Here is a 22506-nt window from a genome sequence, read left to right on the forward strand (position 1 = left end):
AAGGAGACCAGGTGGCCACGAACCGGATCCGGGTGGGTGTGCTCGGGGCGCGCGGCAAGGTCGGGCAGTCCATCTGCGCGGGCGTCGAGGCGGCCGCTGATCTGGAGCTGGTGGCGCAGGTCGACAAGGACGACTCGCTGGAGGCGTTCACCGCCGCCGGCGCCGAGGTCGTGGTCGACTTCACCCACCCCGACGTGGTGATGCCGAATCTGAAGTGGCTGGTGGAGAACGGCATTCACGCCGTCGTCGGCACCACCGGCTTCGACGCCGAGCGGCTCGAGCAAGTAAAGAGCTGGCTTGCCGCCGAGCCCGAGGTCGGCGTGCTGATCGCGCCCAACTTCGCCATCGGCGCGGTGCTGAGCATGCGGTTCGCCGAACAGGCCGCCCGCTTCTTCGACTCGGTCGAGGTCATCGAGCTGCACCACCCGAACAAGGCCGACGCGCCCTCGGGCACCGCCTTCCGGACCGCCGCGCTCATCGCCGCCGCCCGGGAGAAGGCCGGGGTCGGCCGCAGCCCCGACGCCACCAGCCAGGAGCTGGAGGGCGCGCGCGGCGCGGACGTGGACGGCGTGCGGGTGCACTCGGTGCGGCTGGCCGGACTGGTCGCCCACCAGGAGGTGCTCTTCGGCACCCAGGGCGAGACGCTCACCATCCGCCACGACTCGCTCGACCGCACCTCCTTCGTGCCGGGCGTGCTGCTGGGCGTGCGCAAGACCCCGCTGCGCCCCGGCCTGACCGTGGGCATCGACCCGCTGCTCGACCTGTGAGCGCGGCGGAGGCGAACAACGGCCGCGAGGTCTTCAAGCGGGTCGGCTTCATCGCGGCCCTGGTGCTGATCCTCGGGTTCTACTTCGTGCTGCTGGGCCGGATCGCGTTCAGCCTCATCGGTTCCGGCAAGCCCGCCGCCATCGGCCTGGGCGTGGGCGTGCTCATCCTGCCGCTGCTGGGGGTGTGGATCGTGGGCACCAGCGTCCGCGCCGCCTTCGCCCACCAGCATCTGGCCCGGCGCATGCACGAGGAGGGTGGTGAGCTGGATGTCTCCGAGCTGCCGCGCCGCCCGTCCGGCCGCATCGAGAAGGCCGCCGCCGACCAGCTTTTCGAGCAGGTGAAGGCCGAATTCGAGGCGGACCCGCAGAACTGGCGCACCAGCTACCGCGCGGCGCGCGCCTACGACTATGCCGGGGACCGCACCCGGGCGCGCGAAATGATGAAGCGCGCAGTCGATTTGGAGCGCGCCGAGCGCACCGGCTCCCGGTAGCCGGCATTTCGCAGGAAACCTGCCGGTAGGTTGCGAGCGGGGTAAAGTCCGCCGGGTGAGGTTCACGGTGGGTTACGCGCTGGCCATCGCCTGCGCGACGATGGGGTCGCCTGCGGCGGTATCGGCGGTGGCGCGCGCGGACACCGCGCCGTCCTGCATCGAGTCGGAGAACGACTACAAACTCGAATGGCAGCTCAGCTGGTCGGTCTACGAGGCCGAGCAGCAGAATCCGGCCGACGGGCGAGCGGTCCGCGAGGTGGATCTGCCGATCACCATCGACGCCCCGCTGGACAGGGTGTGGTCGGTCTACACCGACTTCCGCAGCGGCCTGGGCCGCCACTCCTTCCTCAAGGACATCATCGTCCACCGCACCTGCGACGAGGACGGCGTGCGCGTCACCGATTTCACCGCGCTGGAAGACATTCCGATGGGGCCGATCACCTTCCCCGGCCACACCCAGGCCGAGCAGCGGCTGTACCCGGACCAGAACTACTACACCTCCGACACCTGGGACATTCCCAATGTCACCACCCACCAGGTGGTCACCTTCACCGACAACGGCGACGGCACCACCACGGTCAACGAGCACCTGACCTTCGTCGCCGATCAGCCGCTCATCGATTTCACCACCGACAACGGCGTGGCCGCGCACCTCGCCTCCCAGGAAGCGGTGAAGGCCGACATCGAGAACGGCACGCTCTGAGCGGTTTCCGCGTGACGAACCGACAGCGGCCCGGAACCTGGTGGTTCCGGGCCGCTTTCGTGTCTCGCGCTCAGGAGGCGGGGTGAACCGTCTTCCAGTGCTCGGCGATATCGATGCGGCGGGCCAGCCACACCTTGTCGTGCGACTGGACGTAGTCCAGGAAGCGGCCCAGCGCCGCGGCGCGCGCGGGCTTGCCCACGATGCGGCAGTGCAGGCCGATCGAGAGCATCTTCGGTGCGCCTGCCGCGCCTTCGGCGTAGAGCACGTCGAAGGCGTCCTTGAGGTAGGAGAAGAACTCCTCGCCGTTGGCGAAACCGGCGGGGGAGGAGAACCGCATGTCATTGGTTTCCAGCGTGTACGGCAGCACCAGGTGGTCCTGGTCGCCGACCTTCACCCAGTAGGGAAGGTCGTCGGCGTAGGAATCGGAGTCGTAGACGAATCCGCCGTGCTCCACGACAAGGTCGCGGGTATTGGGCGAATCCTTACCGGTGTACCAGCCCTTCGGCGCCTCACCGAACAGCTTGGTGATGATGCGCACGGCTTCCTCCATGTGCGCGCGCTCGATCTCCTTGTCCACCTCCTGGTAGATGAACCAGCGCAGCCCATGCGAGCAGATGTCGTAGCCCAGGCGCTTGAACGCCGCCACGGCCTCCGGATTACGTTCGAGCGCCCGCGCCACACCGAAGACGGTGAGCGGGACATCGCGCTGCTCGAACATGCGCAGGATCCGCCAGAGCCCGGCCCGGGAGCCGTACTCGTACATGGTCTCCACGCTCATGTGGCGGTTCGAGAAGGCCACGGCCGGAACGATGTCCGGAGTCAGGAACGTCTCGGAGGCCGGATCGCCGTCGAGCGGGGAATTCTCGCCGCCCTCCTCGTAGTTGAGGACGAAGTTGACGGCGATGTTCGCATCCCCCGGCCACTGCGGATGCGGCGGGTTGGGGCCGTAGCCGACCATGTCCCGCGGGTAGTTCTGGTCGAAATCGCTCATGCGCGTTCATTGTCCAGCTCGGCGCGCATCCGTGCGCGCGCTTCGTCGGTGAGCGTGCCGTAGAGGCGCAGCCGGGCCAGGCCGCCGTCGGGGTAGGCGTCGAGGCGGACCCGCACGACGGCGTCGGCGGCGTCGATCAGGAAGCGGTGGCGGGTGTCGGGCTGCAGGCGGGTGCGCGGCAGCAGTTCGACCTCGGTGCCGTCGGCGCGGATGCCGGTGAGCGAACCCGCGCCCGGGCTGTTGAACAGGAAGTAGGAGGTGTCGATCTCGGCGGCGGTGATGACGCCCTCCGCGGCCAGCTGCACGAGCACCCAGTCGTTGGTGTTCTTGTCGCGGCGGCGCGCGGTCTCCCAGCCGTCGCCCATGCTGCGGGCGCGGCCCGGCATGAGCACGTTCTGCGGGTGCGAGAAGAAGCGGTTGGAGCAGTCGGCGATCAGGCCGCCGTTCTCGATCGCGGCCAGATCGAACGGGCCCGCCTCCAGCCAGGCCGGATCCGGCTTGGCGACACCGTGCACGCGCAGCCGGGCGACGCCGCCGTCGGGGAACATGCGCAGCCGCACATGGGTCCAGCGCTTGCCCGAGTCCACCGCGAACGGGTTCTCCGAGTCGCCGGCGACCTTGGCGCGGTCCACCAGGGTGGTCCAGCCGTCGGCGGCGGACAGCTCGTCGGCGGACGGATTGCCTTCCACCGCGAGGGCGTCCACCGACACCTCGGGCGGGTAGTTGCCCTTGAACCAGGCGGTGTCGACCACGACGCCCTTGATCACGCCGGGCACGCCCAGACGGATGATGGCGGTGTGGCAGTCGTCGATGTGCGGGTGGCCGCCGTCGTCGCCGCGCTGGCGCAGCGTCTCCCAGCCGTCGTACACCTGGCCCTTGTGGCCGAAGGTGGCGGGGGAGTAGGTGGCCGCCTCGGGGCGGATCAGGTTCTCCTTCTCGGCGAAGGACTCGTCGTCGGCCCACACCACCGCGCCACCCAGGGTGCGCACGGCCAGGTCGGGAAGCAGCGTGAAATCAGCGTCGCTCATAGCGCCGGGATCTTCCTTTCTCGCAATTGATGCAATACCTCGACAGAGGCTTTGGGGGCGATCGCGATCACGTCGGCGGGATCGAAAGCGCCGCACTCCAGGCCGCGCAGCACCACGGTCGCCAGCGCTTGCGCGGTGGCCGGTTCGTCCATCACCGCGCCGCCCTGGCGGTCCAGGTAGCGGCCGATGCGCGGGGCGGCGATGCCCAGGCCCTCGCGGAAGAACGCGAAGGTGGCCAGCCAGCGGGTGACCAGGTGGCCCGCGCCCATATCCCAGCCCTGGTAGTAGCCCCGCTCGAGCGAGCGGGTGACCAGGCGGAAGTGCCGCGAAACAGCCGCGCGCACTTCGGTATCGGTGCCGATCGGCAGCACCTGGGTGGAGCCGTCGCACACCCACACCCCGGTGGTGGCCGCGGCGGCCTGCATGACCGCCTTGGCGTGGTCGGCGACCGGGTGCTCCAGCGACTGGAACTTCGGCGCGATCCCGCAGGCGGCGCTGTAATCGTAAGTGCCGTAGTGCAATCCGGTGCAGCGTCCGGCCGAACGCTGGATCAGCTGGGCGACCGGGGAGGTGCCGTCAGCGGCGATGATGGCCTGCGGGCTCTCGATCTGCAGCTCGAACCGCAGCGACCCGGCGGTCAGGCCGTGCGCGGCTTCGATGGCCTCGCACAGGTCCACGGTGATGTCGGCCTGCTCGATGTGGCGGATCTTCGGGACGGTGAACACGAATCCCTCGGGCACCCCGCCCGCGCCTTCGAGGACCTTCTCCAGGGTGCGCACGGCGCGCGCCCATTCCAGCGAGGTCAGGCCCTTCATGCGGATACCGCGCGAGGACACCTCGGGAGCGAGGGCTTTGAGCACCGCGCCCGCGTGCAGGGCGTCGCGGTCCTCGACCTCGTCGCCGCGGGTGCCGTAGCCGTCCTCGAAGTCGAAGCGAAGATCCTGGATGGGCCGCTCGCGCAGAACGGTCAGGACGCGGTCGGTGACATCGGCGCCGGCCAGCTCGACCAGCAGGTCGCGCTGGGCCTCGGCGAGTTCCAGTGCGGCCGTGCCCCACTGGCTCGGCAGGTCGAGCGAGGCGTCCGCGCCGGAGGCGTACGCGGTGTGCACCGGCTGTCCGGGCCGATCACCCGGATAGCGCCGCAGCAGCTCCGAATCCACGTCCCGCAAACGGGATTCGATCCCGTTCAATGTCTCCGGTGGCACCCTCACGCACGGGCCTCCTTCTCCTCGATGCCGAAATCGGCGAGCAATCCCACATACCGCTTCGGCAGTGGGGCCGCGAATTCCCCGCGGCCGGACTTACGCAGCTTCATGGTGACCAGCGACTGCACGGTCAGGGTGGCGGCGGCGACGCCGTCCACCACGGGCACGCCGACCTCGTCGGTCAGGTACTCGCACAGATCCGCCATGCCCGCGCAGCCGAGCACCACCGCGTCGGAGTCGTCGGCGGTCACGGCGTCGCGGCAGGCGTCGGCGATGACCTTGCGGGCCTTGGGGTCCTCGAGTTCGAGCACCGGGATCTCACAGGCGTGCACGTTCGCGCAGAACCGTTCCATCCCATAGCGTTCGGCCAGATCCCAGGCCCGGCCCGCGGTGCGGCCCAGGGTGGTGACCACGCTGAACTTGCGCCCGAGATGGCTGGCGTACTGCATGGCCGCCTCGGCGATGCCGATCACCGGGCCGCGCGCGAGCTCGCGGGCGGCGTCCAGGCCCGGATCGCCGAAGCAGGCGATGATGTAGCCGTCCACGCCCTCGGCCTCGCCGCGCGCGATCTCGGCCAGCAGGCCGGGCACGGCCAGCGCCTCGTCGTAGTGGCTCTCGATGGAGGCCGGGCCCATGGTCGGGTTCACGCCCTCGACGAGGGTGCCGGGGGCGGCCACCAGCTTGGCGCTGGCCTCGATCAGGCTGGTCATGGCCGCGGTGGTGTTGGGATTGATGACTCGAATGCGCATGGATCTCACCGGTTCTCGAAGGACGGGACGTGGCGGGAGGCGTCGATCTTCAGGGGTCCGCGCAACGCCAGCACGCGGTAGGCGACCAGGGCCAGGGCACAGCCGATGAACCAGCTGTACTGGGCGGCGGTGTACATGCCGGTCACGCTGTCCGCGGTCAGCACCGGGATCACCGCGGCGATCGCGCCGATCGCGGTGGCGGCGATGGCGGCCGGGTTGTAGCCCTTGCGGTACCAGTAGGTGCCCTGCTCGGACATGGTGAACAGCTCGTCGACGAACACCCGCTGGCGGCGGACCAGGTAGTAGTCGGCGATGAGCACGCCGAACAACGGGCCGATGAACGCGCCCAGCACTTCCAGGGTGTAGTGGATGACGTCGGGGTTGTTGTACAGGTTCCAGGGGGTGATCAGCACCGACCCGACCGCGGCGATCATGCCGCCGGTGCGCCAGCTGATCTTCTGCGGGTTCACGTTCGAGAAGTCGAAGGCCGGGGAGATGAAGTTGGCGACGATATTGATGCCGATGGTCGCGACGGTGAAGGTCAGCGCGCCCAGCACGATCGCGAAGGTGTTGTCGATGCGCGCCACCGTGGCGACCGGATCGGTGATGAGCTCGCCGTAGACCGGAATCGTCAGCGAGGCGGTCACCACGACCAGCAGCGAGAACACCAGGAAGTTCAGCGGCAGCCCCAGGAAGTTGCCCTTCTTCACCGCCGCGAAACTGCGCCCGTAGCGGGAGAAGTCACCGAAGTTCAGCATCGGGCCCGAGAAGTACGACACCACCAGCGCGATCGCGCCCAGCATGACCGGCACCGCCGACCAGCCGGTGTGGGTGGCGGCCTTGCCCATGTTCAGATCGATGCCGTGCCAGCCCGCCTTGTAGATCAGGTAGCCGCACAGCACGAACATCACCACGTAGACCGCGGGACCGCAGAAGTCGATGAACTTGCGGATGGACTCCATGCCGCGCCAGAACACCGCGGCCTGCAGCACCCACAGGATCAGGTAGGAGGCCCAGCCCAGCGTGGACAGGCCCAGGAAGCCGTGATCGGCCTCGACCGCGTAGGGGGCCAGGCTCGGGAACAGCTTGATCAGCACCACGTCCAGGGCCGCCGAGGCCAGGAAGGTCTGGATGCCGTACCAGGCCACCGCGATCAGGCCGCGGATGATGGCCGGGACGTTCGCGCCGAGCACGCCGAAGGCGCTGCGACAGATGACCGGATACGGCACGCCGGTGGCCTGGCTGGGCTTGGCGACGAGATTGCACAGGGCGTAGACGATGGTGATGCCGACGATCAGCGCGACGAGCACCTGCCAGCTGTGCAGCCCGAGCGCGAACAGCGAGCCCGCGGTGACATACCCGCCGACGCTGTGCACGTCCGACATCCAGAACGCGAAAATGTTGTACGTGCCCCAGGTCTGCTGCTTCAGCGGCGCGAGGTCGTCGTTGACCAGGCGCGGGTCGTACTCCGGCGCTGGAGAGGCCGGGGCGAGCGAACTCCCGGCCGCCGGCGCAACGGTATCGGGCATTTCGCACATCCCATCGTGTCGTGGTGTCCCGTTGATTGGGACGAGTGTGCGAAGGCTATCCAACAGGCATTGCCCGATTATTGCCTGAACGATATATGTTCCGTAACCCCTGGTTCAGGGCCTATATATCTTCTTCACCAGCTGGTTCGGCGAAAAGTCCGGTGTCCTTCGGGAGATGCGCGAGCACACCGTTCAATCGTGCATGATGCCCCTCGGTCGCCGCTAGCAACGCTTCAGCATCTCTTGCCAGGAAGGCCTGCAACTGCTTGGAGTGATCGGCGTGCAGCACCACGCGGTCCATCGTCGTCACGTGCACCATGGGCTGCACGGGCTCGGTGATGTTCCAGGCGTATTCGAGCATGTGGACCACCCGCGGCATGCCCGACGGACGCACCAGGGCCAGATGGAAATTCCGGGTCTCGCGGTGATAGGCCACCGCGTTCTCGGTGAGCACCGCCTGCTCGAGGCGCGCGTGGATCTCCCGGGCCAGCTGATGGTCGGCCTCGGTCGCGTTGTGCACCGCCGCGGCCAGCGCCGCCGACTCCAGCCGCTCGCGCACCACGTACAGCTCGCGCAGCTCGTCGGCGGTCAGCAGGGTCACCTGGTAGCCGAAATTGGGCCGATGCTCGACCAGGCCCTCGCCGATCAGCGTCTGCAGCGACTCGCGCACCGGGATCGCGCTCACCTCGAACGAACGAGCCAGCTCACCCAGTGGCAGGCCGGTGCCCGGGGGGAGGTTGCCCTCCAGGATCAGGCGGCGCAGCTCGCCGAGAATCTCCTGCTGGGAGTAGCCGCGACGGACGTCCAGCGGCGGCTCGAGCTGGGGCAGGCGGGGTAGGCGGGGGCGAGAGGGCACGCCCCAACCCTAGACCGTCGCCGCAAGGGGTCCGGTGTGGGTCAGATCTCGTCGGCGTCGTAGCCCAGCGCCTTGAGGGAAAGCCGGTGCAGCGTTTCCCGTTCCGCCGGGGACAGGCGGGCGAGCAGCACATCGGTCGCGGCGGCGATTCGCGCGTCGGTCTCGGCGCGGACCCGATTCCCGGCGGCGGTGATAGCCAAACGGTATTTCCGGCGATCCTCGGGATCGCGATTGCGGGTGACCAGTCCGGCCTTCTCCAGGCTGTCGATCAGCCGCACCACCTCGCTGCGGTCGATCTCGAGCACATTGGCCATCTCCTGCTGGGACAGGTCGGCGCGCTCGGCGAGGTAGGTGAGCACCCAGTGCTCCCGCAGCGGCGTCCCGAGTTCGGCGTGCATCGCCTTGTGCAGCTTGCCCAGGGCGTAGGTCGGGTGCCGCAGCAGTCCGGCGGGGTGGATGTAGCCCGGGGCGGCGGAGGGTTCGTCGGTCACCCGCTGATTCTATCTATTGTTGAGTAGCTCAATCATTGTTACTCTCTGCAATTGAGTTGCTCATCAACAATCGAAGGAGGGGTCCGATGGCGCAAACGCGTTCGGACACCGGGACATCCATCGCCGCCGACCCCGGCGCCACCCCCGCCGACCCCGGCACGATCCCCGCGCATGTCTGGCGCACCGCCGCCGTCGTGGTGTTCGGCGCGGTCATGGGCATGCTCGACACCTCGCTGGTCAATATCGGCCTGCGCACCATCGGCGCGGACCTCGGCGCGTCGCTGGCCACGATCCAATGGGTCGCCAGCGGATACCTACTGGCCCTGGGGGTTTCGCTGACCGTGTGCGGCTGGCTCGGGCGCCGGATCGGCTTGACCCGGTTGTGGCTGGGAGCGCTGATCGCCTTCACCGTCGCCTCGACGGCGTGCGCCCTGGCGCCGAACGCCGGTTGGCTGATCGGCTTGCGCATCCTGCAGGGGCTGGCCGCGGGGCTGATGATCCCCGCGGGACAGGCCATCCTCGGCCAGGCCGCCGGCCCGCAGCGCATGGGGCGGGTCATGGGCGTGGTCGGCATCGCGGTCGTGGGCGCGCCCGCCATCGGGCCGACCATCGGCGGACTCATGCTGGCGCACTGGAGCTGGGAGTGGCTGTTCCTGATCAATATTCCGTTCGGGCTGGCCGGCGTGGCGCTCGGGCTGCGCTATCTGCCGCGCAGCGGTGGAACGGCCGGGCAGCCGCTCGATGTCGTCGGGTTGGTGCTCGCCGGCGGCGGCGTGTCCGCGGTGGTCTACGGGCTCTCGGAGGTCGGCGTGGCCGGGTCGGTGACCGCGCTGCCGGTGTGGCTACCCGTGCTGCTGGGTGTGGCGGGTCTGGCCGGGTTCCTGGTCCGTGCCCGGCGGAACACCCAGCCGCTGCTGGATATCGGACTGTTCGGCAACCGGGTCTTCACCGCCGCGACGACCGCGGGCTTCTTCGCCGGTGGCGCGATGTTCGGCGTGATGGTGTTGCTGCCCTTGTACTTCCAGGAACTGCACGGCACCGGGCTCGTCCGCACCGGCGTCGATCTGCTCGGCTTCGGACTGGGCGGGGTCGTCATGCTGCCCCTGGGTGGACGGCTCACCGACCGCTTCGGCGGCGGCCGCGTCGCGGTGCTCGGCAATCTCGCCGTGGCCGCCGCGGTCCTGCCGCTGGCCTTCCTGCCGGTCGACGCCAACGGCATCCTGATCCAATTCCTGCTGTTCGCAGCGGGTTTGGCTACCGCGGTGGGCGCGATGCCGCTGGTGTCGGCGGCCTACGCGGCGGTCCGGCGCGACCAGCTGCCCGATGCCACGGTGCTGGTGAACATCCTGCAGCGCGTCGGCGGCGCGGTCGCCGTCGCCCTGGTGGCGGTGATCCTCTCCCGCGCGTCGGCCTCCGGGTGGGCGCTGGTGTCCGGCTACCACCTCGCCTTCGCGGGCCTGGCGGCGCTGTCGGTGGTGGCGGCGGCCGCGTCCACGGTCCTGCGCAGCCGGCAGCGGCAGGTGTGACCAGGTGAAAGAAACTGCCGCCCGGCGGGTTTCCGTCGGGCGGCGGTGCCGTGCCGCGGTCACACGCGATGCCGATCCCTCGGGCCGGGTTCAGGAAGCCGCCCAGGCCAGCAGTTTGTCGACCGGCCAGGTGTTGATGATCCGGTCGGCCGGAATGCCATTGTCCAGGGCCCTTTGCGCGCCGTAACCGAGGAAGTCGAGCTGACCGGGCGCGTGGGCGTCGGTGTCGATGGAGAAGTGGCAGCCCAGTTCGAGGGCCTGCCGCAGCAGCCGCGTCGGCGGGTCACGGCGTTCGGGGCGGGAGTTGATCTCGACCGCGACCCCGTGGTCACGGCAGGCCGAGAAGACCTGCGCGGCATCGAAACTCGACTCGGGCCGGGTGCCGCGATTGCCCTCGACCAGGCGGCCGGTGCAGTGGCCGAGCACGGTGGCGCGGCCGCCGGACGCCGCGCGCACCATGCGGCGGGTCATGGCGGCGGCGTCCATCTTCAGCTTGGAATGCACGCTGGCGACCACGATGTCGAGGCGATCCAGGAGTTCGGGCTCCTGATCGAGGCCGCCGTCGTCGAGGATGTCGACCTCGATGCCGGTCAGGATGGCCATGGGGGAGAAGCGGTCCCGCAGTTCGTCGATGACGTCGAGCTGCTGCCGCAACCGGTCCGGGGAGAGGCCGTTGGCGACCGTCAGGCGCGGGGAATGATCGGTCAGCGCGCAGTATTCGTGGCCCAGGGCCCGCGCGGTGGCCATCATCTCCACGATCGACGCCGACCCGTCGGACCAGTTCGAATGCACGTGCAGGTCGCCCTTGAGCGCGGCCCGCAGCTCCCCGCCGCCGAGATCCTTGGCCGCGGTGCGCAATTGGACCAGGGTGTCCGGCTCGCGGCCGGCCCACGCCTGCGCGATCACCGCCGCCGTCTTCGGCCCGACCCCGGCCAGGGACTGCCAATCGCCGGTGCGGCCCAGCCGCTCCCGTTCCGCGTCGTCGAGTGCCTCGACGGTGTCGGCGGCATTGCGATAGGCCATCACCCGCCGCGAATCCTCGCGGGCCCGGTCCTTGAAGAACGCGATCATGCGGAGCGCGACGACAGGATCCATGGTTACCAGTGTGGCTCACTCCGCCCGCAGCGTCCGCCGCAGCAGCACCGCCGACCCGGCCGCCACGATCACGCCGCCGACGATCAGGAATCCCGTGGTCGAATCGCGCAGGGAGCGTTGCTCGTCGTAGGTTCGCACCACCGCGCTGCCCTTGTTGGTGTCGTGGCAGACCTGACCGATGTCCATGGAGCGACCATGGCATTCCACGGGCAGGGACAGCCGGATCATTCCGGCCAGCATCAGGGCCAGGCCCACGGCGACACCGATGGTGTGGGCGATCTTCATCAGGCCTCCGCAAGCGTCGAGGGCGTCGTGGCCAGGCGCATCCACGTGCCGTAGAGCCACCGCTGATACCCGTCGGGGTCCAGGCCGAGGGTGCTGACCATGAGGTTATAGGTGTCGGCCTGGGCGAGCGGGCCGGCGATTCCGATGATCCAGTCGACATCGGCCTCGGGATGCAGCAGGCCGTCGGCGCGCATGCGCTGCCACAGCTCGGCGATGTGCTGCTGGGTGGCGGCGCGTCCGGCCTGGGCGGACGCGGCGATGAGCGGTTCGCTGGCCTCGGCGGCGACGGCGGCCGCGATCAGCGGCGCGGCGCGTTCCATGAGCCGGCGAGCGCCCTGGGCGTAGGCGGTGACGCGTTCGTGCAGGGTGGGCGCGGTGCCGGCCCGGATGTGCCAGTCGCGGTGGGCCAGGTCGATGTCCTCGGTGTCGCCGACGATCGCCACGTCGATGGCGCGTTTGAGCAGTTCGGCCTTGGACCCGAAGCGCAGGTACACCGTGCGCGAACCCACCTCGGCGGCGTCGGCGACCGCGGCCAGCGACGTGGTCGCGTAGCCGTCGGCGATGAACAGCCGCCGGGCCGCGTCGAGGATCTTGCGCTCGGTCTCGGCCTTGCGGGCGTCCCACAGCGGGGACGACTTCTTGACACCCGGACTCAACTGCTGCATCCTAACTGCATCACTACAGTGCTACTGCATAAGTACATCGATACTGCAAAGGATAGCAGCGATGATCCCCACACTCGCCGGGGTGCATCACCTCAAAGTCCCCGTGTCGGATCTGGCACGGTCCATCGATTGGTATTGCGGCCGCCTCGGTTACACCGTCGGCCTCGAATTCCGGGAGCAGGGTGTCCTGAGGGGTGTCGCCCTGCACCACGCCGCCGGTGGACCGATGCTCGGCCTGCGCCTCTATCCCGAAATGGCCGCCGCCGCCTCGGGATTCGACTTCTTCTCGATCGGCGTCCCCGACCGGGCGGCCCTGGAAACGCTGGCCCGGCATCTGAGCGGCCTCGGCGAATCCCATGCCGGGGTGCACCGCGCCAGCCTCGGCTGGATCCTGCCCGACCTGCACGACCCCGACGGTCACGAAATCCGCTTCTACTCCATGGAATCCCACACCGAACTCGGCGACGAACCCGTCACCATCGACAATCCGCGCGAGACCGCGGAAGACCATGAACGCGAGATCGCGTTGCGAGGCAACGAAATTCAGTGATTCCGGCGGTGCGCGTCAAGGGCGGCCCGCGTCGTGGACATACGAACGCAGGACCGCCCGCGCGTGCCGGCGCATCGGCTCGTCGACGCGGGTGCCCCGAGTCGCCAGGATCCGGCGGACGCGGGCCCGGAACTCGGGCGCGCTGAGCCCGAGCGTGGTGAGGATCTCCGCGGCGGGCGGGCCGCCGAACGGCTGCCAGACCAGCGCGAGATCGATGAGCGCCTGCTCGTCGGGGCTCATCGATCACACCGGGGTCAGGCCGATGTCGGCGCAGCCGTCGCGCAATCCGTCGAAACCGAACGCTTCGATCGGGCCCACGACGCCCGCGGTACGTCCCGCGCCGGACGCGAGTCGCTGTGCGCCCCAGGCGATCAGCTCGCCGGTGAGGTTGTAGATGCTGGGGCCCTCGAGGTGGATCTCGGCGAGCGGTCCGGCCGCTCCGGTGGCGACCGCGACCACGTGGGTGCGGGTGCGCTCGCGTTCGGCGGCGTCGGGTCCGCCGGGCGCGCCGATCACCGGGCGGGTGCACACGTCGATCAGCTTGCGGCCCAAGGGGACTCGGGTAGCGAGGGCGGTGAACCCCGATAACAGGCCGGCCGCGCGGCTCAGCGCCGGGAACCAGCCGTTGTAGACGGCGATGTCCTCGACGGTCGGGAAGGTGGCGGGCAGGTGCAGCACCTCGGTGCCCGAGACCAGGAAGGCGTTCTTGCGGCGACCGCGCACCGGAAAGGCGCGCACCCGCGATGCCGTGCGCTCCTCGACCAGCCGACCCTGCCGCCGCCGCGCCGAGGGCAGCGTCACGCCGTCGCGCATGGTGGTGCGAGTGCCCTGGCTCAGGCCGCGCCACAGCGGGCCGGTGGCGAAGTAGCCGATATCGATCGAGCGCACGGTGGGCCCGCCCTCGAGCGCGGCCAGCGACCCGGCCACCACGCCCGGCACATAGTCGTAGCCGAAGGCGGGCAGCATGATCGAGCCGTTGGTCCGCGCGATGCCGTCCAACCGGCCCTGCAGCTCGCGGACGAAACCGACCTCGCCGGTGGAATCGATGTAGTGGGCTCCGGCCAGCGCGGCCGCCTCCGCGACCGGGAAGCCGAAGCGTTCGAAGGGGCCGACGGTCGTGATGAGCACGTCGCCCGGGCTGACCAGTGCGGCGATGCTCGCGGCGTCGGAGGCGTCGGCGACCGCGAAGTCCAGGCCGCCCGCCTGTTCGGCGAGCGCCCGCACGGTCGCGCGATTGCGCCCGGCCAGCACCGGTTCGACGCCGCGGCGCAGCAGCGCGCGCAACACCAGGTCGCCGGTGTATCCCGTCGCGCCCAGCAGCACGATGCGTCCGGTCATGGGTTCTCTCCTTCCGAGGTGATCGGGACATGGCGGCGCAGGAACGCGAGCTGATCGGCGACCACCCGCTCGAACGCCGCACCCCGATAGATGTCGAAATGCCCGTCCGCGTAGGTGCGGACCTCGCCGCGCGGTGCCCGCGCCGCGTAGCGCAGGGTGGGTTTCGCCGGTGCGACGGAATCGGTTTCGCACACCGAGAACAGGATCGGCACCCGGATGCGGCCGGTGCGGCGGCCGGGCCGATCGGTCAGGATGTCGAACACCACCCGGGCCGCGGCGTGGTTGCGGAAGTCGGCGCCGGGCGGAACCAGTGCCAGATAACCGGATTCGGCGTCGGGCGCGGTCATCAGCGCGGTGCCGTGCGCGGGCCCGGCGGTGGTGATCATGTGCGGTTCCCGGCCGAGCAGCATGGCCGCGACGTCGCGCACGCCCGCGGCGGTGGCCTTGATCGAGGTGATCGGGGAGACCGCGAGGGTGGAGGCGACGCCGTCGGTGAAGGGGCACTGCGCGATCGCCGCGACCAGTCCGGCCGGGCGTTTCGCGGCGGTGTGAATGACGTGGCCGCCGCCGAAGGATGTGCCCCAGGCGATGATCCGGGCATTGTCGACCTGTGGCAGGTGCCGGGCGAAGGCCAGGGCGGCGATCCAGTCCGCGCGCTGCTCGCGGGTCGAGAGCAGATAGCGGGGCGTGCCGTCGCTGTCGCCGAAGTGGCGGTAGTCGAAGACCAGGCACGCGTATCCGGCCGCGGCGAACCGCTCGGCGTAGGCGGCCAGGCCCATGGCGCGGATCGCGCCGAGTCCGTGCGCCATCACCACGATCGGCGGGCTGGCGCCCGGGCGCGGCTCGGGCAGGTAGAGCGTGGCGGCGCAGTCGTCGCCGTTGCCGGAGGGGAAGCGCACGTCGTGTGTGGTTGCGCCGGTGGAGTTCTCGCTCATCACGCGGTCACCTCGGCGGCGCGGCGCGGCGCGGGACGGTCGGCGGCCGAGAGCCCGGCGGGGCGGCGGGCGCCGCGGTCGCGTTCGAGGCGCAGATCGCGCATGTAGTCGTCGAAGTCGACCTGGATGGTGTGGCGTTTGGAGGCGACGTAGCGGCGCTGCAGGCCGCGCCGGTGCGCGGCGATCTCGCTGTCCATGTCGGCGTCGCTCGGCAGGTGGTAGCGCCCCTGCAGGTGGTCGGCGATCAGCTGGGCCTGGCGTTCGGCGATCGGCATGATCGCGCCCAGCGGCTGCACCAGGCCGACGAAGTACAGACCCGGCACCTCCGGATGGAACACGCGCCGGTACAGGCGGATCCGATTGTCACCCGACGGATCGAGGAAGTCGTGGTCGAAGAATGGGAAGCTGATCTTGTAGCCGGTGCAGAACACCACCAGGTCGGCGGCCACCCGGCGGCCGTCGGTGAACACCACCTCGTCGCCGTCGAAGTGATCGATGTTCGGGACCGGGGTGATCGCCCCGTGCGCCAGCCGGTCCAGAATGCGGCTGGACATGGTCGGATGCGCCTGGGCGAACTTGTGATCGGGCTCGGGCAGCCCGTAACGCGACATCGGCCCGGTGGCCGCGGCCATCAGCTTGCGTGCGAACGGCCAGCGCAGGAACGACGGAAACCACTCGGCGGCCCCGAGACGGTCGTAGGGGCGGCCCCACACGTACTTCGGGATCACGTGCACCCCGCTGCGAGCCGAAAGATAGGTCTGCTCGGCGTGATACGAGGCGTCCACCGCGATGTCCATGGCGGAGTTGCCCATCCCGAGCACCACCACCCGCTTCCCGGTCAGCTGCGCTTCCTCGGTGTAGGCGTGCGAGTGCATCAGCTGCCCGCGGAACTCGCTCGCGCCGGGGAACATCGGCTCGGGCAGGCGGGGGTCCCAGTGGTGGCCGTTGGCGACCAGCACCGCGTCGTAGCGCAGGGTTTCGCCGGTCGAGATCGTCACGTCGAAGCCGTGATCGGCGCGCGGCGCGACGTGCCGCACGCCGGTCCGGAACCGGATGCGGTCGGCGAAGTCGAAATGCCGCACATACGAGTCGAAGTAGTCGGCGATCTGATCGTGGCGCGCGAAATCGGGCAGATGCGCGGGCATGGGGAAGTCGCTGAACTCCATGCGCTGGCGTGAGGTGTTGATGTGCAGCGACTTGTACGCCGCCGACACCCCATTGGTATTGCCCCACACCCAGTTGCCGCCGACCCGGTCGGACAGCTCGTAGCAGTGCACGTCGAGACCGCGTTCGGCGAGTACCTTCACCGCCGCGATACCGGCCGACCCCGCGCCGATGACGCAGACCTTCGGACTCGAATTGATGGACATCGATCGGACTCCTTTATGACCAGTGGTCATATGACCATTGGTCACTGTAGGATCGAAACGGTCACGACGTCAATAGGCCGCAGGTAGTCAGAGGAGATCGGTGATGCCGACAGGGACATGGGATCGGCTCCCCGCGCCACGCCGCGCCGCCGTGGTGGCCGCCGCCGAGGCCGAATTCGCCGCGCGCGGATTCAGCGGCGGCAGCCTGAACACCATCTGCAAGGAGGCCGGCGTCTCCAAGGGCAGCCTGTTCCAGTACTTCACCGACAAGGCCGACATGTACGTCTACCTGGCGGAATTGTCGAGCGAGCGGATCCGCTCGAGCATGGAGGAGGCGGTGCGAAAACTCCCCTGGGAGACCGACTTCTACGGTTCGCTGGAGGGACTGCTCGAGAGCTGGGTTCGCTATTTCTATGACCACCCCCTCGAACGCGCCATGACCGCGGCCGCCAACCTCGAGCCCGACCCCGTCGCCCGGACAGCGGTGCGCGAGGCCGTCAACGTCCACTACCTCGAGGTCCTGCGCCCCCTGTTCGCCATCGCCACCGCCACCGGAGCGCTGCTCCCCGACACCGACACCGAGGCCCTGCTGGCCCTGTTGCTGCTGCTCTTGCCCCACCTCGCCCTGGCTCCCCATGTCCAAGGTCTCGACCCGGTGCTCGGCCTGCCCGAAGGGGATGCCGAGCATGCCGTGGCCACCGCTCTGCGCATGGTGAACGCCGTGGTCGGCCCGCATCGCGCGGTGGGATCGTAGGCTCGCACCGTGCCCACGCTGCTGATCATCCACCACACCCCGTCACCGTTCCTGCAGGAGATGTTCGAGGCGGTGGTGGCGGGCGCGACCGATCCGGAGATCGAGGGCGTCGAGGTGATCCGCCGCCCGGCCCTCGGCGTCACCGCCAGCGATGTGCTCGCCGCCGACGGCTATCTGCTCGGCACCCCGGCCAATCTCGGTTACATGAGCGGGGCCCTCAAGCACGCCTTCGACACGTTCTATTACCCGTGCCTGGACTCGACCAAGGGGCGTCCGTACGGGCTCTACATTCACGGCAATCAGGGCACCGAGGGCGCCGAGCGCAGTGTCGAGAGCGCGACCACCGGGCTCGGGTGGGAGAAAGCGGCCGCGCCGGTGATCATTTCGGGCAAGCCCGAGAAGGCCGATATCGAGCGGTGCTGGGAGTTGGGCGCGACCGTCGCGGCCCGATTGATGGAGTGAGTCCCGGGCGCCCCCGAATTCTGGTGTCTGACACATTCGCGGGCGGTCCGGTCATACTCGAGGGGGCGTTCTCCGGGAACGCACCGGGAGTGTGGGAAGAGGTGACGGCCGCCGTGGAGGCGCAAGAGTCGGGGACACGCCGTATCGGGCTGGTCGAGGATCATGAATCGGTGGTGCTGGGGTTGTCGGCCATGCTGGCGCCGGAAGCCGATCTGGAATTGGTGATCACCGCGGGCACCGTGGCCGAATTGCTGGCCGCCGGGCCGGAACTGGATCTGGTGGTGCTGGATCTGCGGCTCGCCGACGGCTCCTCGCCCGAGGACAATGTGCGGGCGCTGCGCGAGCGGGGGATCGAGGTGCTGGTGTTCACCGGGGCGGACAATCCGTTCCTGGTGCGGTCGGCCGCGCGGGCGGGCGTGCTGGGTGTGGTGCGCAAATCCGAGGACGCCGCGACCGTGGTCGCCGCGGTGCGCCGGGCCGCGCACGGCGAACAGGTGGTCACCACCGACTGGGCCGCCGCCATCGACGGCGACCCGCAACTGCAGGACGTCGGGTTGAGCCCGCGTCAGCAGCAGGTGCTGCAGCTGTACGCCTCGGGGGAGAAGGCGTCGCGGGTGGCCCGCATGACCGGGCTGTCCGAACAGACCGTCAACGACTATCTGGGCCGCATCCGGCAGAAGTACGCCGACGCCGGACGCCCGGCCCCGACCAAGACCGACCTCTACAAGCGGGCCGTCGAGGACGGGTGGCTGCCCGTTCCGGAGCGGAGTCCGCGGGCATGACCGCCACGAGCGCCCTCGACTCGACGGCCGCTCCCCGGTCCCTGCCCGCGATCACGGCGCTCGCCCGGCGGGTGCGTGCCCGCCTGAAGGCGACCGAGGATCCGGCCACCGCCGCCTACGACCGCATCATGCGGCGGCTGGGCATCTCCATCGGCATCGCGGGCGCCATCATCGGCGGCGGCGAACTGCCGGAGGTCGCCGAACAGGGCCGCTACGCGTCGGTGTGGTGGTCGGTGGCCGCGATGGCGCTCGTCTTCGGCTGGTATCCGATCATCGGCGTGGTGTCGGCGGTGTCGGGGACCAAGGCCATCCGGTTCGTCTGCGGTTGCGCCGCGGTCAGTTTCCTCGTCGCGCTCGCCACCATCCCGCTCGGTTTCGACCCGCACACCGTCGACGCCACCAATATCTGGCCCTACCGGGTGACCGCGCTGGCGGTGAGCGCCGGCGTGCTGGCCTGGTCGGGCCGGACGACGCTGATCTATCTGCTGGCCGCGTCCGCGTCGGCGGCGCTGGCCACCGTGTACACGGTCGGCCAGGTGACGCCGCAGCACATCATCGAGAACTTCCTGCGCTCAGCGGGATTGGCGGCGCTGTTCCTGTGGTGCGGCACCGCCGCCGTCGGAGCCGCGGCCCGCGTCGACCGTGAATCGGCCATCGCCAGCCGCCGCGCCGCCGCCCAGGCCGCCGCGCAGGCCCGCGACCGGGAACGCTCCCGCTTCGCCGCGCTCATCCACGATGCCGTGCTCTCCACCCTGTTGGAGGCCTCACGCGCCGGCGCCGAATCCGATGTGGTGCGGCGGCAGGCCGAACGCACCCTCGAACAACTCGACGAATACCGTGGCGCGGAACGCGATCCGGACCTGCTCGACGCCCGCTCGGCGCTGCTGTTCCTGCGCGCCGCGGTGCAGGAGATCAATCCGAGCATCCGCTTCGCCACCCGCACCTGGCCCGGCTTCGACGACCTGCGCATGCCGGTGCACTCGGCCAGCACCATCGCCGCCGCGCTCACCGAGGCCGTGCGCAACAGCCTGCGCCACGCCGCCGTCCCGGGACGGGAGGTGCGGCGCACCGTGACCGTCACCGTCAGCGCGGGCAGCATCCGAATCGTGTTCAGCGACAACGGGGCCGGATTCGACCTGGCCGCGGTGTCCGCCGATCGGCTCGGCATCTCCATGAGCATCCTGGGCCGCATGCGCCAGCTCGCGGGCGGCTCGGCGTTCGTGGAATCCCAGCCCGGTGAGGGCACCACCGTGACCCTGGTGTGGGGCGGCGATGGCTCACGCTGACGGCATCGACCTGGATCCCCGCTTCGGGCTGCGTGATCTGCTCGGGCTGCGGGGCAGTACCGCGTGGTGGTTCCTGCTCATTCTGGAAGCCGTCATCGCGCTCTACATGGCCCGCAATTTCGGGCAGGCCCCGCTGTGGGCGGCGCTGGCCGCGCTGGTGCTGATGCTCAGCGCGGGCGCGCTGGTCACCGCGATCCCGGTCGACCCGCTGCCGATCCCGGTCGCCCTGTACGGGGCCGCCGCGCCGCCGATCGCGACCGCGCTGACCGTCATGACGCCGGTGCGCGACCTGCCGCACGAGTCGGTGTGGTCGGCGTTCGCCTCGTCCTACGTGCTCGGAGTCCTGGTGCTGCGCGGGCGGATTCGCACCGCGTGGGCGGGAGTCATCGCGGTGGCCGCGGTCCTGGTCACCCTCGGCCTGGGCAGTTCGCACCTGGATCCCGGCACCCTGATCGGGTCCATGGTCCCGGTCGGCACCATCACCGCCATCTCGGTGTTCACCGCCGTCATGCGCCCGATGCAGCGTTCGCTGCGCATCCTGCGCGAGGACGCCCTCATGCGCGCGACCGCCGAGGCCACCATGGCCGCCGCCGACAGCGAACGCACCCGCCAGCTGGCCCGCCTGGACCGCGTGGCCCGCCCGATCCTCGAGCGCATCGCCGACGGCGCGCAACTCACCGCCGCCGAACGCGAGGAATGCCGCCTGCTCGAGGCCGAACTCCGCGACGGCCTGCGCGCCCCGCAACTGGTCACCGACGAACTGAGCGGCGCGGCGCGTGGCGCGCGCGGTCGCGGCGTGGAAGTGATCCTGCTCGATGACGGCGGTTTCGCCGGTGTCCCCGAATGGGTGCGCCGCCGCGTGATCGACGCCGCCACCAAGGAATTGGACGCGACCAACGCGGGACGGGTCACCATCCGAGTCCTGCCTCTGGGGCGTCCGGTCCTGGCCACGGTCCTCGCCACCGCCCCCACCCAGGACCGCCGCACCGAAATCGACCAGGACGGCCGAGTCACCACCATGACCGACTAGTCCCGCCCCCGCTGCCGGCTGTCGACATTCCCGGTCGAGGTCGGCGGCAATGCGGTCAGTTCCGGATCAGGACTCGTCCCAGCGGCCGCCCTTCCGCATCTGATCGCGCAGAGCGGACTGGACGGTGGAGGAGAGCCAGGAGTTGAGGGACACCCCACTCTGGGCGGCGGCTTCCTCGGCACGGGATTTGAGCTGTTCGACCAGGCGGAGGGTGACGCGGCTGATGTCGCCGGTGACCTCCTCGAAGGTGGGGTGCTCGTCGGCGGCTGCGGTCTTGCGCACATCCACGTGGGCGTCGGTACCGTCGACGGAGACGTGGACGGTGCGGTCGGGGAGGGTGGCGCTCACCTCGGTGGCCAGCTCCGAGAGGGCGGACAGCAGGATCAGCCGGGCGGAGTGCTCGGTGGCGGCGGCCAGGGCGGCGGCGGTGGCCTGGGTTTTCTCGTCGCCGAGGGCCGCGGCGGCGATGAGATTCTCGCGGAGTTGGGCGGTGTACTTGTTCAGATCCATGACACCAGTGTGACGTCGGTTGTGACGTCATTCAAGGAAACTTCTGACGTCAGACATGGGTGCTCGAGTCGAATCGCCAACCTGCGGGGCACGGTTCGGGTATAACGATGCAAAACCCGTTCCAGCGACGCTGTAGCCTTCTGACTATGACGAACGGTGAATCGACGCGAACCGAGCTGCGCGCGTCCGGCACAGTAGGTGTCGCGATGGTGACCCCCTTTACCGCCGAAGGCAAGCTCGACGTCGATGCCGGTGTCGCGCTGGCCGCCCGTCTGATCGACGGCGGCGTCGATCTGCTCGCGATCTCCGGAACCACCGGCGAGTCGCCCACCACCACCGAGTCCGAGAAGTTCGACCTGCTGCGCGCCGTCGTCGACGCCGTCGGCGACCGCGCCACCGTCATCGCGGGCACCGGCACCTACGACACCGCGCACAGCATCGAACTGTCGCGCAATGCGCAGCGCGCGGGCGCGCACGGCCTGCTGGTCGTGACCCCGTACTACTCGCGTCCCAACCAGGACGGCCTGTTCGCCCACTTCACCGCCATCGCGGACGCGACCGATCTGCCGGTCACCCTCTACGACATTCCGCCGCGCTCGGTGGTTCCCATCGCGACCGACACCATTCGCCGACTCGCCGAGCATCCGAACATCGTCGCGGTCAAGGACGCCAAGGGTGATCTGGGCGCGGGCGCGGAGCTGATCGCGGAGACCGGGCTGGCCTTCTACTCCGGCGACGACGTGCTCAACCTGCCGTGGCTCTCGATCGGCGCGACCGGATTCATCAGTGTCATCGGCCATCTGGTGCCGGATCGCCTGCGCGCCCTGATCGACGCCTACCAGGCCGGGGACGTCGCCCGGGCCCGCGAGATCAATGTCAGCATGGCCCCGCTGAACCGCGCCATGGCGCGTCTGGGCGGGGTGGCCATGACGAAGGGCGCGCTGCGCCTGCTCGGCGTCGAGACCGGGGAGCCACGCTTGCCACAACTCATGCCGAACGGCGACCAGCTCGACGAGCTCGCCGTGGACCTGCGTGCCGCGGGGGTGATTGCGTGACCAGCCCCGCTCGCCGCCCCCGTCGCGGTGCCAGCCGTGCCGCCGGCGCGCCC

General features: G+C 69.8%; 26 protein-coding genes. 11 read left to right on the forward strand and 15 right to left on the reverse strand.

What is annotated here, in order from left to right:
* Positions 1 to 11 precede the first annotated feature (11 nt).
* The 3 genes from dapB to ACWELJ_RS18065 are packed head-to-tail and all read left to right on the forward strand — an operon-like array spanning position 12 to position 1961.
* Positions 12 to 767, forward strand: a complete 756-nt coding sequence (dapB, locus tag ACWELJ_RS18055; RefSeq protein ID WP_452367273.1) for a 4-hydroxy-tetrahydrodipicolinate reductase — start codon at positions 12 to 14, stop codon at positions 765 to 767.
* Positions 764 to 1258 (forward strand): hypothetical protein, encoded by a 495-nt coding sequence (locus ACWELJ_RS18060; protein WP_452367274.1) that lies wholly within the window; start codon positions 764 to 766, stop codon positions 1256 to 1258. The genes dapB and ACWELJ_RS18060 overlap by 4 nt, the downstream gene beginning before the upstream one ends.
* A 55-nt stretch (positions 1259 to 1313) precedes the next feature.
* Entirely contained in the window at positions 1314 to 1961 is a 648-nt protein-coding gene (locus tag ACWELJ_RS18065; protein WP_452367275.1) for a hypothetical protein, read from the forward strand.
* A 70-nt stretch (positions 1962 to 2031) separates the two neighbouring features.
* On the opposite strand, the gene puuE is transcribed toward ACWELJ_RS18065, so the two are convergent.
* The 7 genes from puuE to ACWELJ_RS18100 all read right to left on the reverse strand — a co-directional run bounded on the left by puuE (position 2032) and on the right by ACWELJ_RS18100 (position 8810).
* Positions 2032 to 2952, reverse strand: coding sequence for an allantoinase PuuE (gene puuE / locus ACWELJ_RS18070; protein ID WP_452367276.1), 921 nt, complete (start codon positions 2950 to 2952; stop codon positions 2032 to 2034).
* Complete coding sequence (gene alc, locus ACWELJ_RS18075) at positions 2949 to 3980, reverse strand: allantoicase (protein WP_452367277.1); 1032 nt, start codon at positions 3978 to 3980, stop codon at positions 2949 to 2951. Before alc ends, puuE begins: the two co-directional genes overlap by 4 nt.
* Entirely contained in the window at positions 3977 to 5191 is a 1215-nt protein-coding gene (locus tag ACWELJ_RS18080) for a DUF6986 family protein (protein WP_452367278.1), read from the reverse strand. The genes alc and ACWELJ_RS18080 overlap by 4 nt, the downstream gene beginning before the upstream one ends.
* Entirely contained in the window at positions 5188 to 5934 is a 747-nt protein-coding gene (locus ACWELJ_RS18085; RefSeq protein ID WP_452367279.1) for an aspartate/glutamate racemase family protein, read from the reverse strand. The genes ACWELJ_RS18080 and ACWELJ_RS18085 overlap by 4 nt, the downstream gene beginning before the upstream one ends.
* Positions 5935 to 5939: 5 nt before the next feature.
* The gene (locus ACWELJ_RS18090; protein WP_452367280.1) at positions 5940 to 7463 is read right to left on the reverse strand and encodes an NCS1 family nucleobase:cation symporter-1; all 1524 of its coding nucleotides are present in this window, start codon (positions 7461 to 7463) and stop codon (positions 5940 to 5942) included.
* Between the two features lie 121 nt (positions 7464 to 7584).
* Positions 7585 to 8319 carry a GntR family transcriptional regulator gene (locus ACWELJ_RS18095; RefSeq protein ID WP_452367281.1) on the reverse strand — a complete coding sequence of 245 codons (735 nt, stop codon included), beginning with the start codon at positions 8317 to 8319 and terminating at the stop codon, positions 7585 to 7587.
* A 41-nt stretch (positions 8320 to 8360) separates the two neighbouring features.
* A complete protein-coding gene (locus ACWELJ_RS18100) occupies positions 8361 to 8810 on the reverse strand; it encodes a MarR family winged helix-turn-helix transcriptional regulator (protein ID WP_452367282.1) in 450 nt (149 codons plus the stop codon).
* 86 nt (positions 8811 to 8896) lie between these two features.
* On the opposite strand from ACWELJ_RS18100, the gene ACWELJ_RS18105 reads away from it, so the two are divergent.
* Positions 8897 to 10336, forward strand: a complete 1440-nt coding sequence (locus ACWELJ_RS18105) for a DHA2 family efflux MFS transporter permease subunit (RefSeq protein ID WP_452367283.1) — start codon at positions 8897 to 8899, stop codon at positions 10334 to 10336.
* Positions 10337 to 10426: 90 nt separating this feature from the next.
* Here the strand turns inward: ACWELJ_RS18105 and ACWELJ_RS18110 are convergent, their stop codons facing one another.
* Genes ACWELJ_RS18110 through ACWELJ_RS18120 form a run of 3 tightly spaced genes read right to left on the reverse strand, consistent with a single transcriptional unit; the run spans position 10427 to position 12381 of the window.
* A complete protein-coding gene (locus ACWELJ_RS18110) occupies positions 10427 to 11431 on the reverse strand; it encodes a PHP domain-containing protein (protein WP_452367284.1) in 1005 nt (334 codons plus the stop codon).
* Positions 11432 to 11446: 15 nt separating this feature from the next.
* A complete protein-coding gene (locus ACWELJ_RS18115) occupies positions 11447 to 11716 on the reverse strand; it encodes a hypothetical protein (RefSeq protein WP_452367285.1) in 270 nt (89 codons plus the stop codon).
* A complete protein-coding gene (locus tag ACWELJ_RS18120; RefSeq protein WP_452367286.1) occupies positions 11716 to 12381 on the reverse strand; it encodes a TetR/AcrR family transcriptional regulator in 666 nt (221 codons plus the stop codon). Before ACWELJ_RS18120 ends, ACWELJ_RS18115 begins: the two co-directional genes overlap by 1 nt.
* A gap of 61 nt (positions 12382 to 12442) precedes the next feature.
* On the opposite strand from ACWELJ_RS18120, the gene ACWELJ_RS18125 reads away from it, so the two are divergent.
* Positions 12443 to 12931, forward strand: coding sequence for a VOC family protein (locus tag ACWELJ_RS18125; RefSeq protein ID WP_452367287.1), 489 nt, complete (start codon positions 12443 to 12445; stop codon positions 12929 to 12931).
* Positions 12932 to 12946: 15 nt separating this feature from the next.
* Here the strand turns inward: ACWELJ_RS18125 and ACWELJ_RS18130 are convergent, their stop codons facing one another.
* From ACWELJ_RS18130 to ACWELJ_RS18145, 4 genes are read right to left on the reverse strand one after another with little or no spacing between them, the layout of a single operon-like run.
* Positions 12947 to 13171 (reverse strand): hypothetical protein, encoded by a 225-nt coding sequence (locus ACWELJ_RS18130; RefSeq protein ID WP_452367288.1) that lies wholly within the window; start codon positions 13169 to 13171, stop codon positions 12947 to 12949.
* 3 nt (positions 13172 to 13174) lie between these two features.
* Complete coding sequence (locus ACWELJ_RS18135) at positions 13175 to 14269, reverse strand: saccharopine dehydrogenase family protein (protein ID WP_452367289.1); 1095 nt, start codon at positions 14267 to 14269, stop codon at positions 13175 to 13177.
* Positions 14266 to 15204, reverse strand: a complete 939-nt coding sequence (locus ACWELJ_RS18140; RefSeq protein ID WP_452367290.1) for an alpha/beta hydrolase — start codon at positions 15202 to 15204, stop codon at positions 14266 to 14268. Before ACWELJ_RS18140 ends, ACWELJ_RS18135 begins: the two co-directional genes overlap by 4 nt.
* Positions 15204 to 16574 carry a flavin-containing monooxygenase gene (locus tag ACWELJ_RS18145; protein WP_452367291.1) on the reverse strand — a complete coding sequence of 457 codons (1371 nt, stop codon included), beginning with the start codon at positions 16572 to 16574 and terminating at the stop codon, positions 15204 to 15206. The genes ACWELJ_RS18140 and ACWELJ_RS18145 overlap by 1 nt, the downstream gene beginning before the upstream one ends.
* 103 nt (positions 16575 to 16677) lie before the next feature.
* Here ACWELJ_RS18145 and ACWELJ_RS18150 point away from each other — a divergent pair, with 103 nt between their 5' ends.
* From ACWELJ_RS18150 to ACWELJ_RS18170, 5 genes are all read left to right on the forward strand, one after another.
* Complete coding sequence (locus tag ACWELJ_RS18150) at positions 16678 to 17328, forward strand: TetR/AcrR family transcriptional regulator (RefSeq protein ID WP_452367292.1); 651 nt, start codon at positions 16678 to 16680, stop codon at positions 17326 to 17328.
* A 9-nt stretch (positions 17329 to 17337) separates the two neighbouring features.
* On the forward strand, positions 17338 to 17790 hold the full coding sequence (locus ACWELJ_RS18155) for a flavodoxin family protein (protein ID WP_452367293.1): 453 nt from the start codon (positions 17338 to 17340) through the stop codon (positions 17788 to 17790).
* Between the two features lie 113 nt (positions 17791 to 17903).
* Complete coding sequence (locus tag ACWELJ_RS18160; protein WP_452367294.1) at positions 17904 to 18572, forward strand: LuxR C-terminal-related transcriptional regulator; 669 nt, start codon at positions 17904 to 17906, stop codon at positions 18570 to 18572.
* Entirely contained in the window at positions 18569 to 19858 is a 1290-nt protein-coding gene (locus ACWELJ_RS18165) for a sensor histidine kinase (protein ID WP_452367295.1), read from the forward strand. The genes ACWELJ_RS18160 and ACWELJ_RS18165 overlap by 4 nt, the downstream gene beginning before the upstream one ends.
* Positions 19845 to 20888, forward strand: a complete 1044-nt coding sequence (locus ACWELJ_RS18170; protein WP_452367296.1) for a hypothetical protein — start codon at positions 19845 to 19847, stop codon at positions 20886 to 20888. The genes ACWELJ_RS18165 and ACWELJ_RS18170 overlap by 14 nt, the downstream gene beginning before the upstream one ends.
* A gap of 66 nt (positions 20889 to 20954) precedes the next feature.
* Here the strand turns inward: ACWELJ_RS18170 and ACWELJ_RS18175 are convergent, their stop codons facing one another.
* Positions 20955 to 21398: a toxin-antitoxin system HicB family antitoxin gene (locus ACWELJ_RS18175; protein WP_452367297.1), complete on the reverse strand. Its 444-nt coding sequence runs from the start codon at positions 21396 to 21398 to the stop codon at positions 20955 to 20957.
* 146 nt (positions 21399 to 21544) lie between these two features.
* On the opposite strand from ACWELJ_RS18175, the gene dapA reads away from it, so the two are divergent.
* On the forward strand, positions 21545 to 22453 hold the full coding sequence (dapA, locus tag ACWELJ_RS18180) for a 4-hydroxy-tetrahydrodipicolinate synthase (RefSeq protein WP_452367298.1): 909 nt from the start codon (positions 21545 to 21547) through the stop codon (positions 22451 to 22453).
* The last annotated feature ends 53 nt before the right edge of the window (positions 22454 to 22506 follow it).

The organism is Nocardia sp. NPDC004582 (assembly GCF_053602115.1).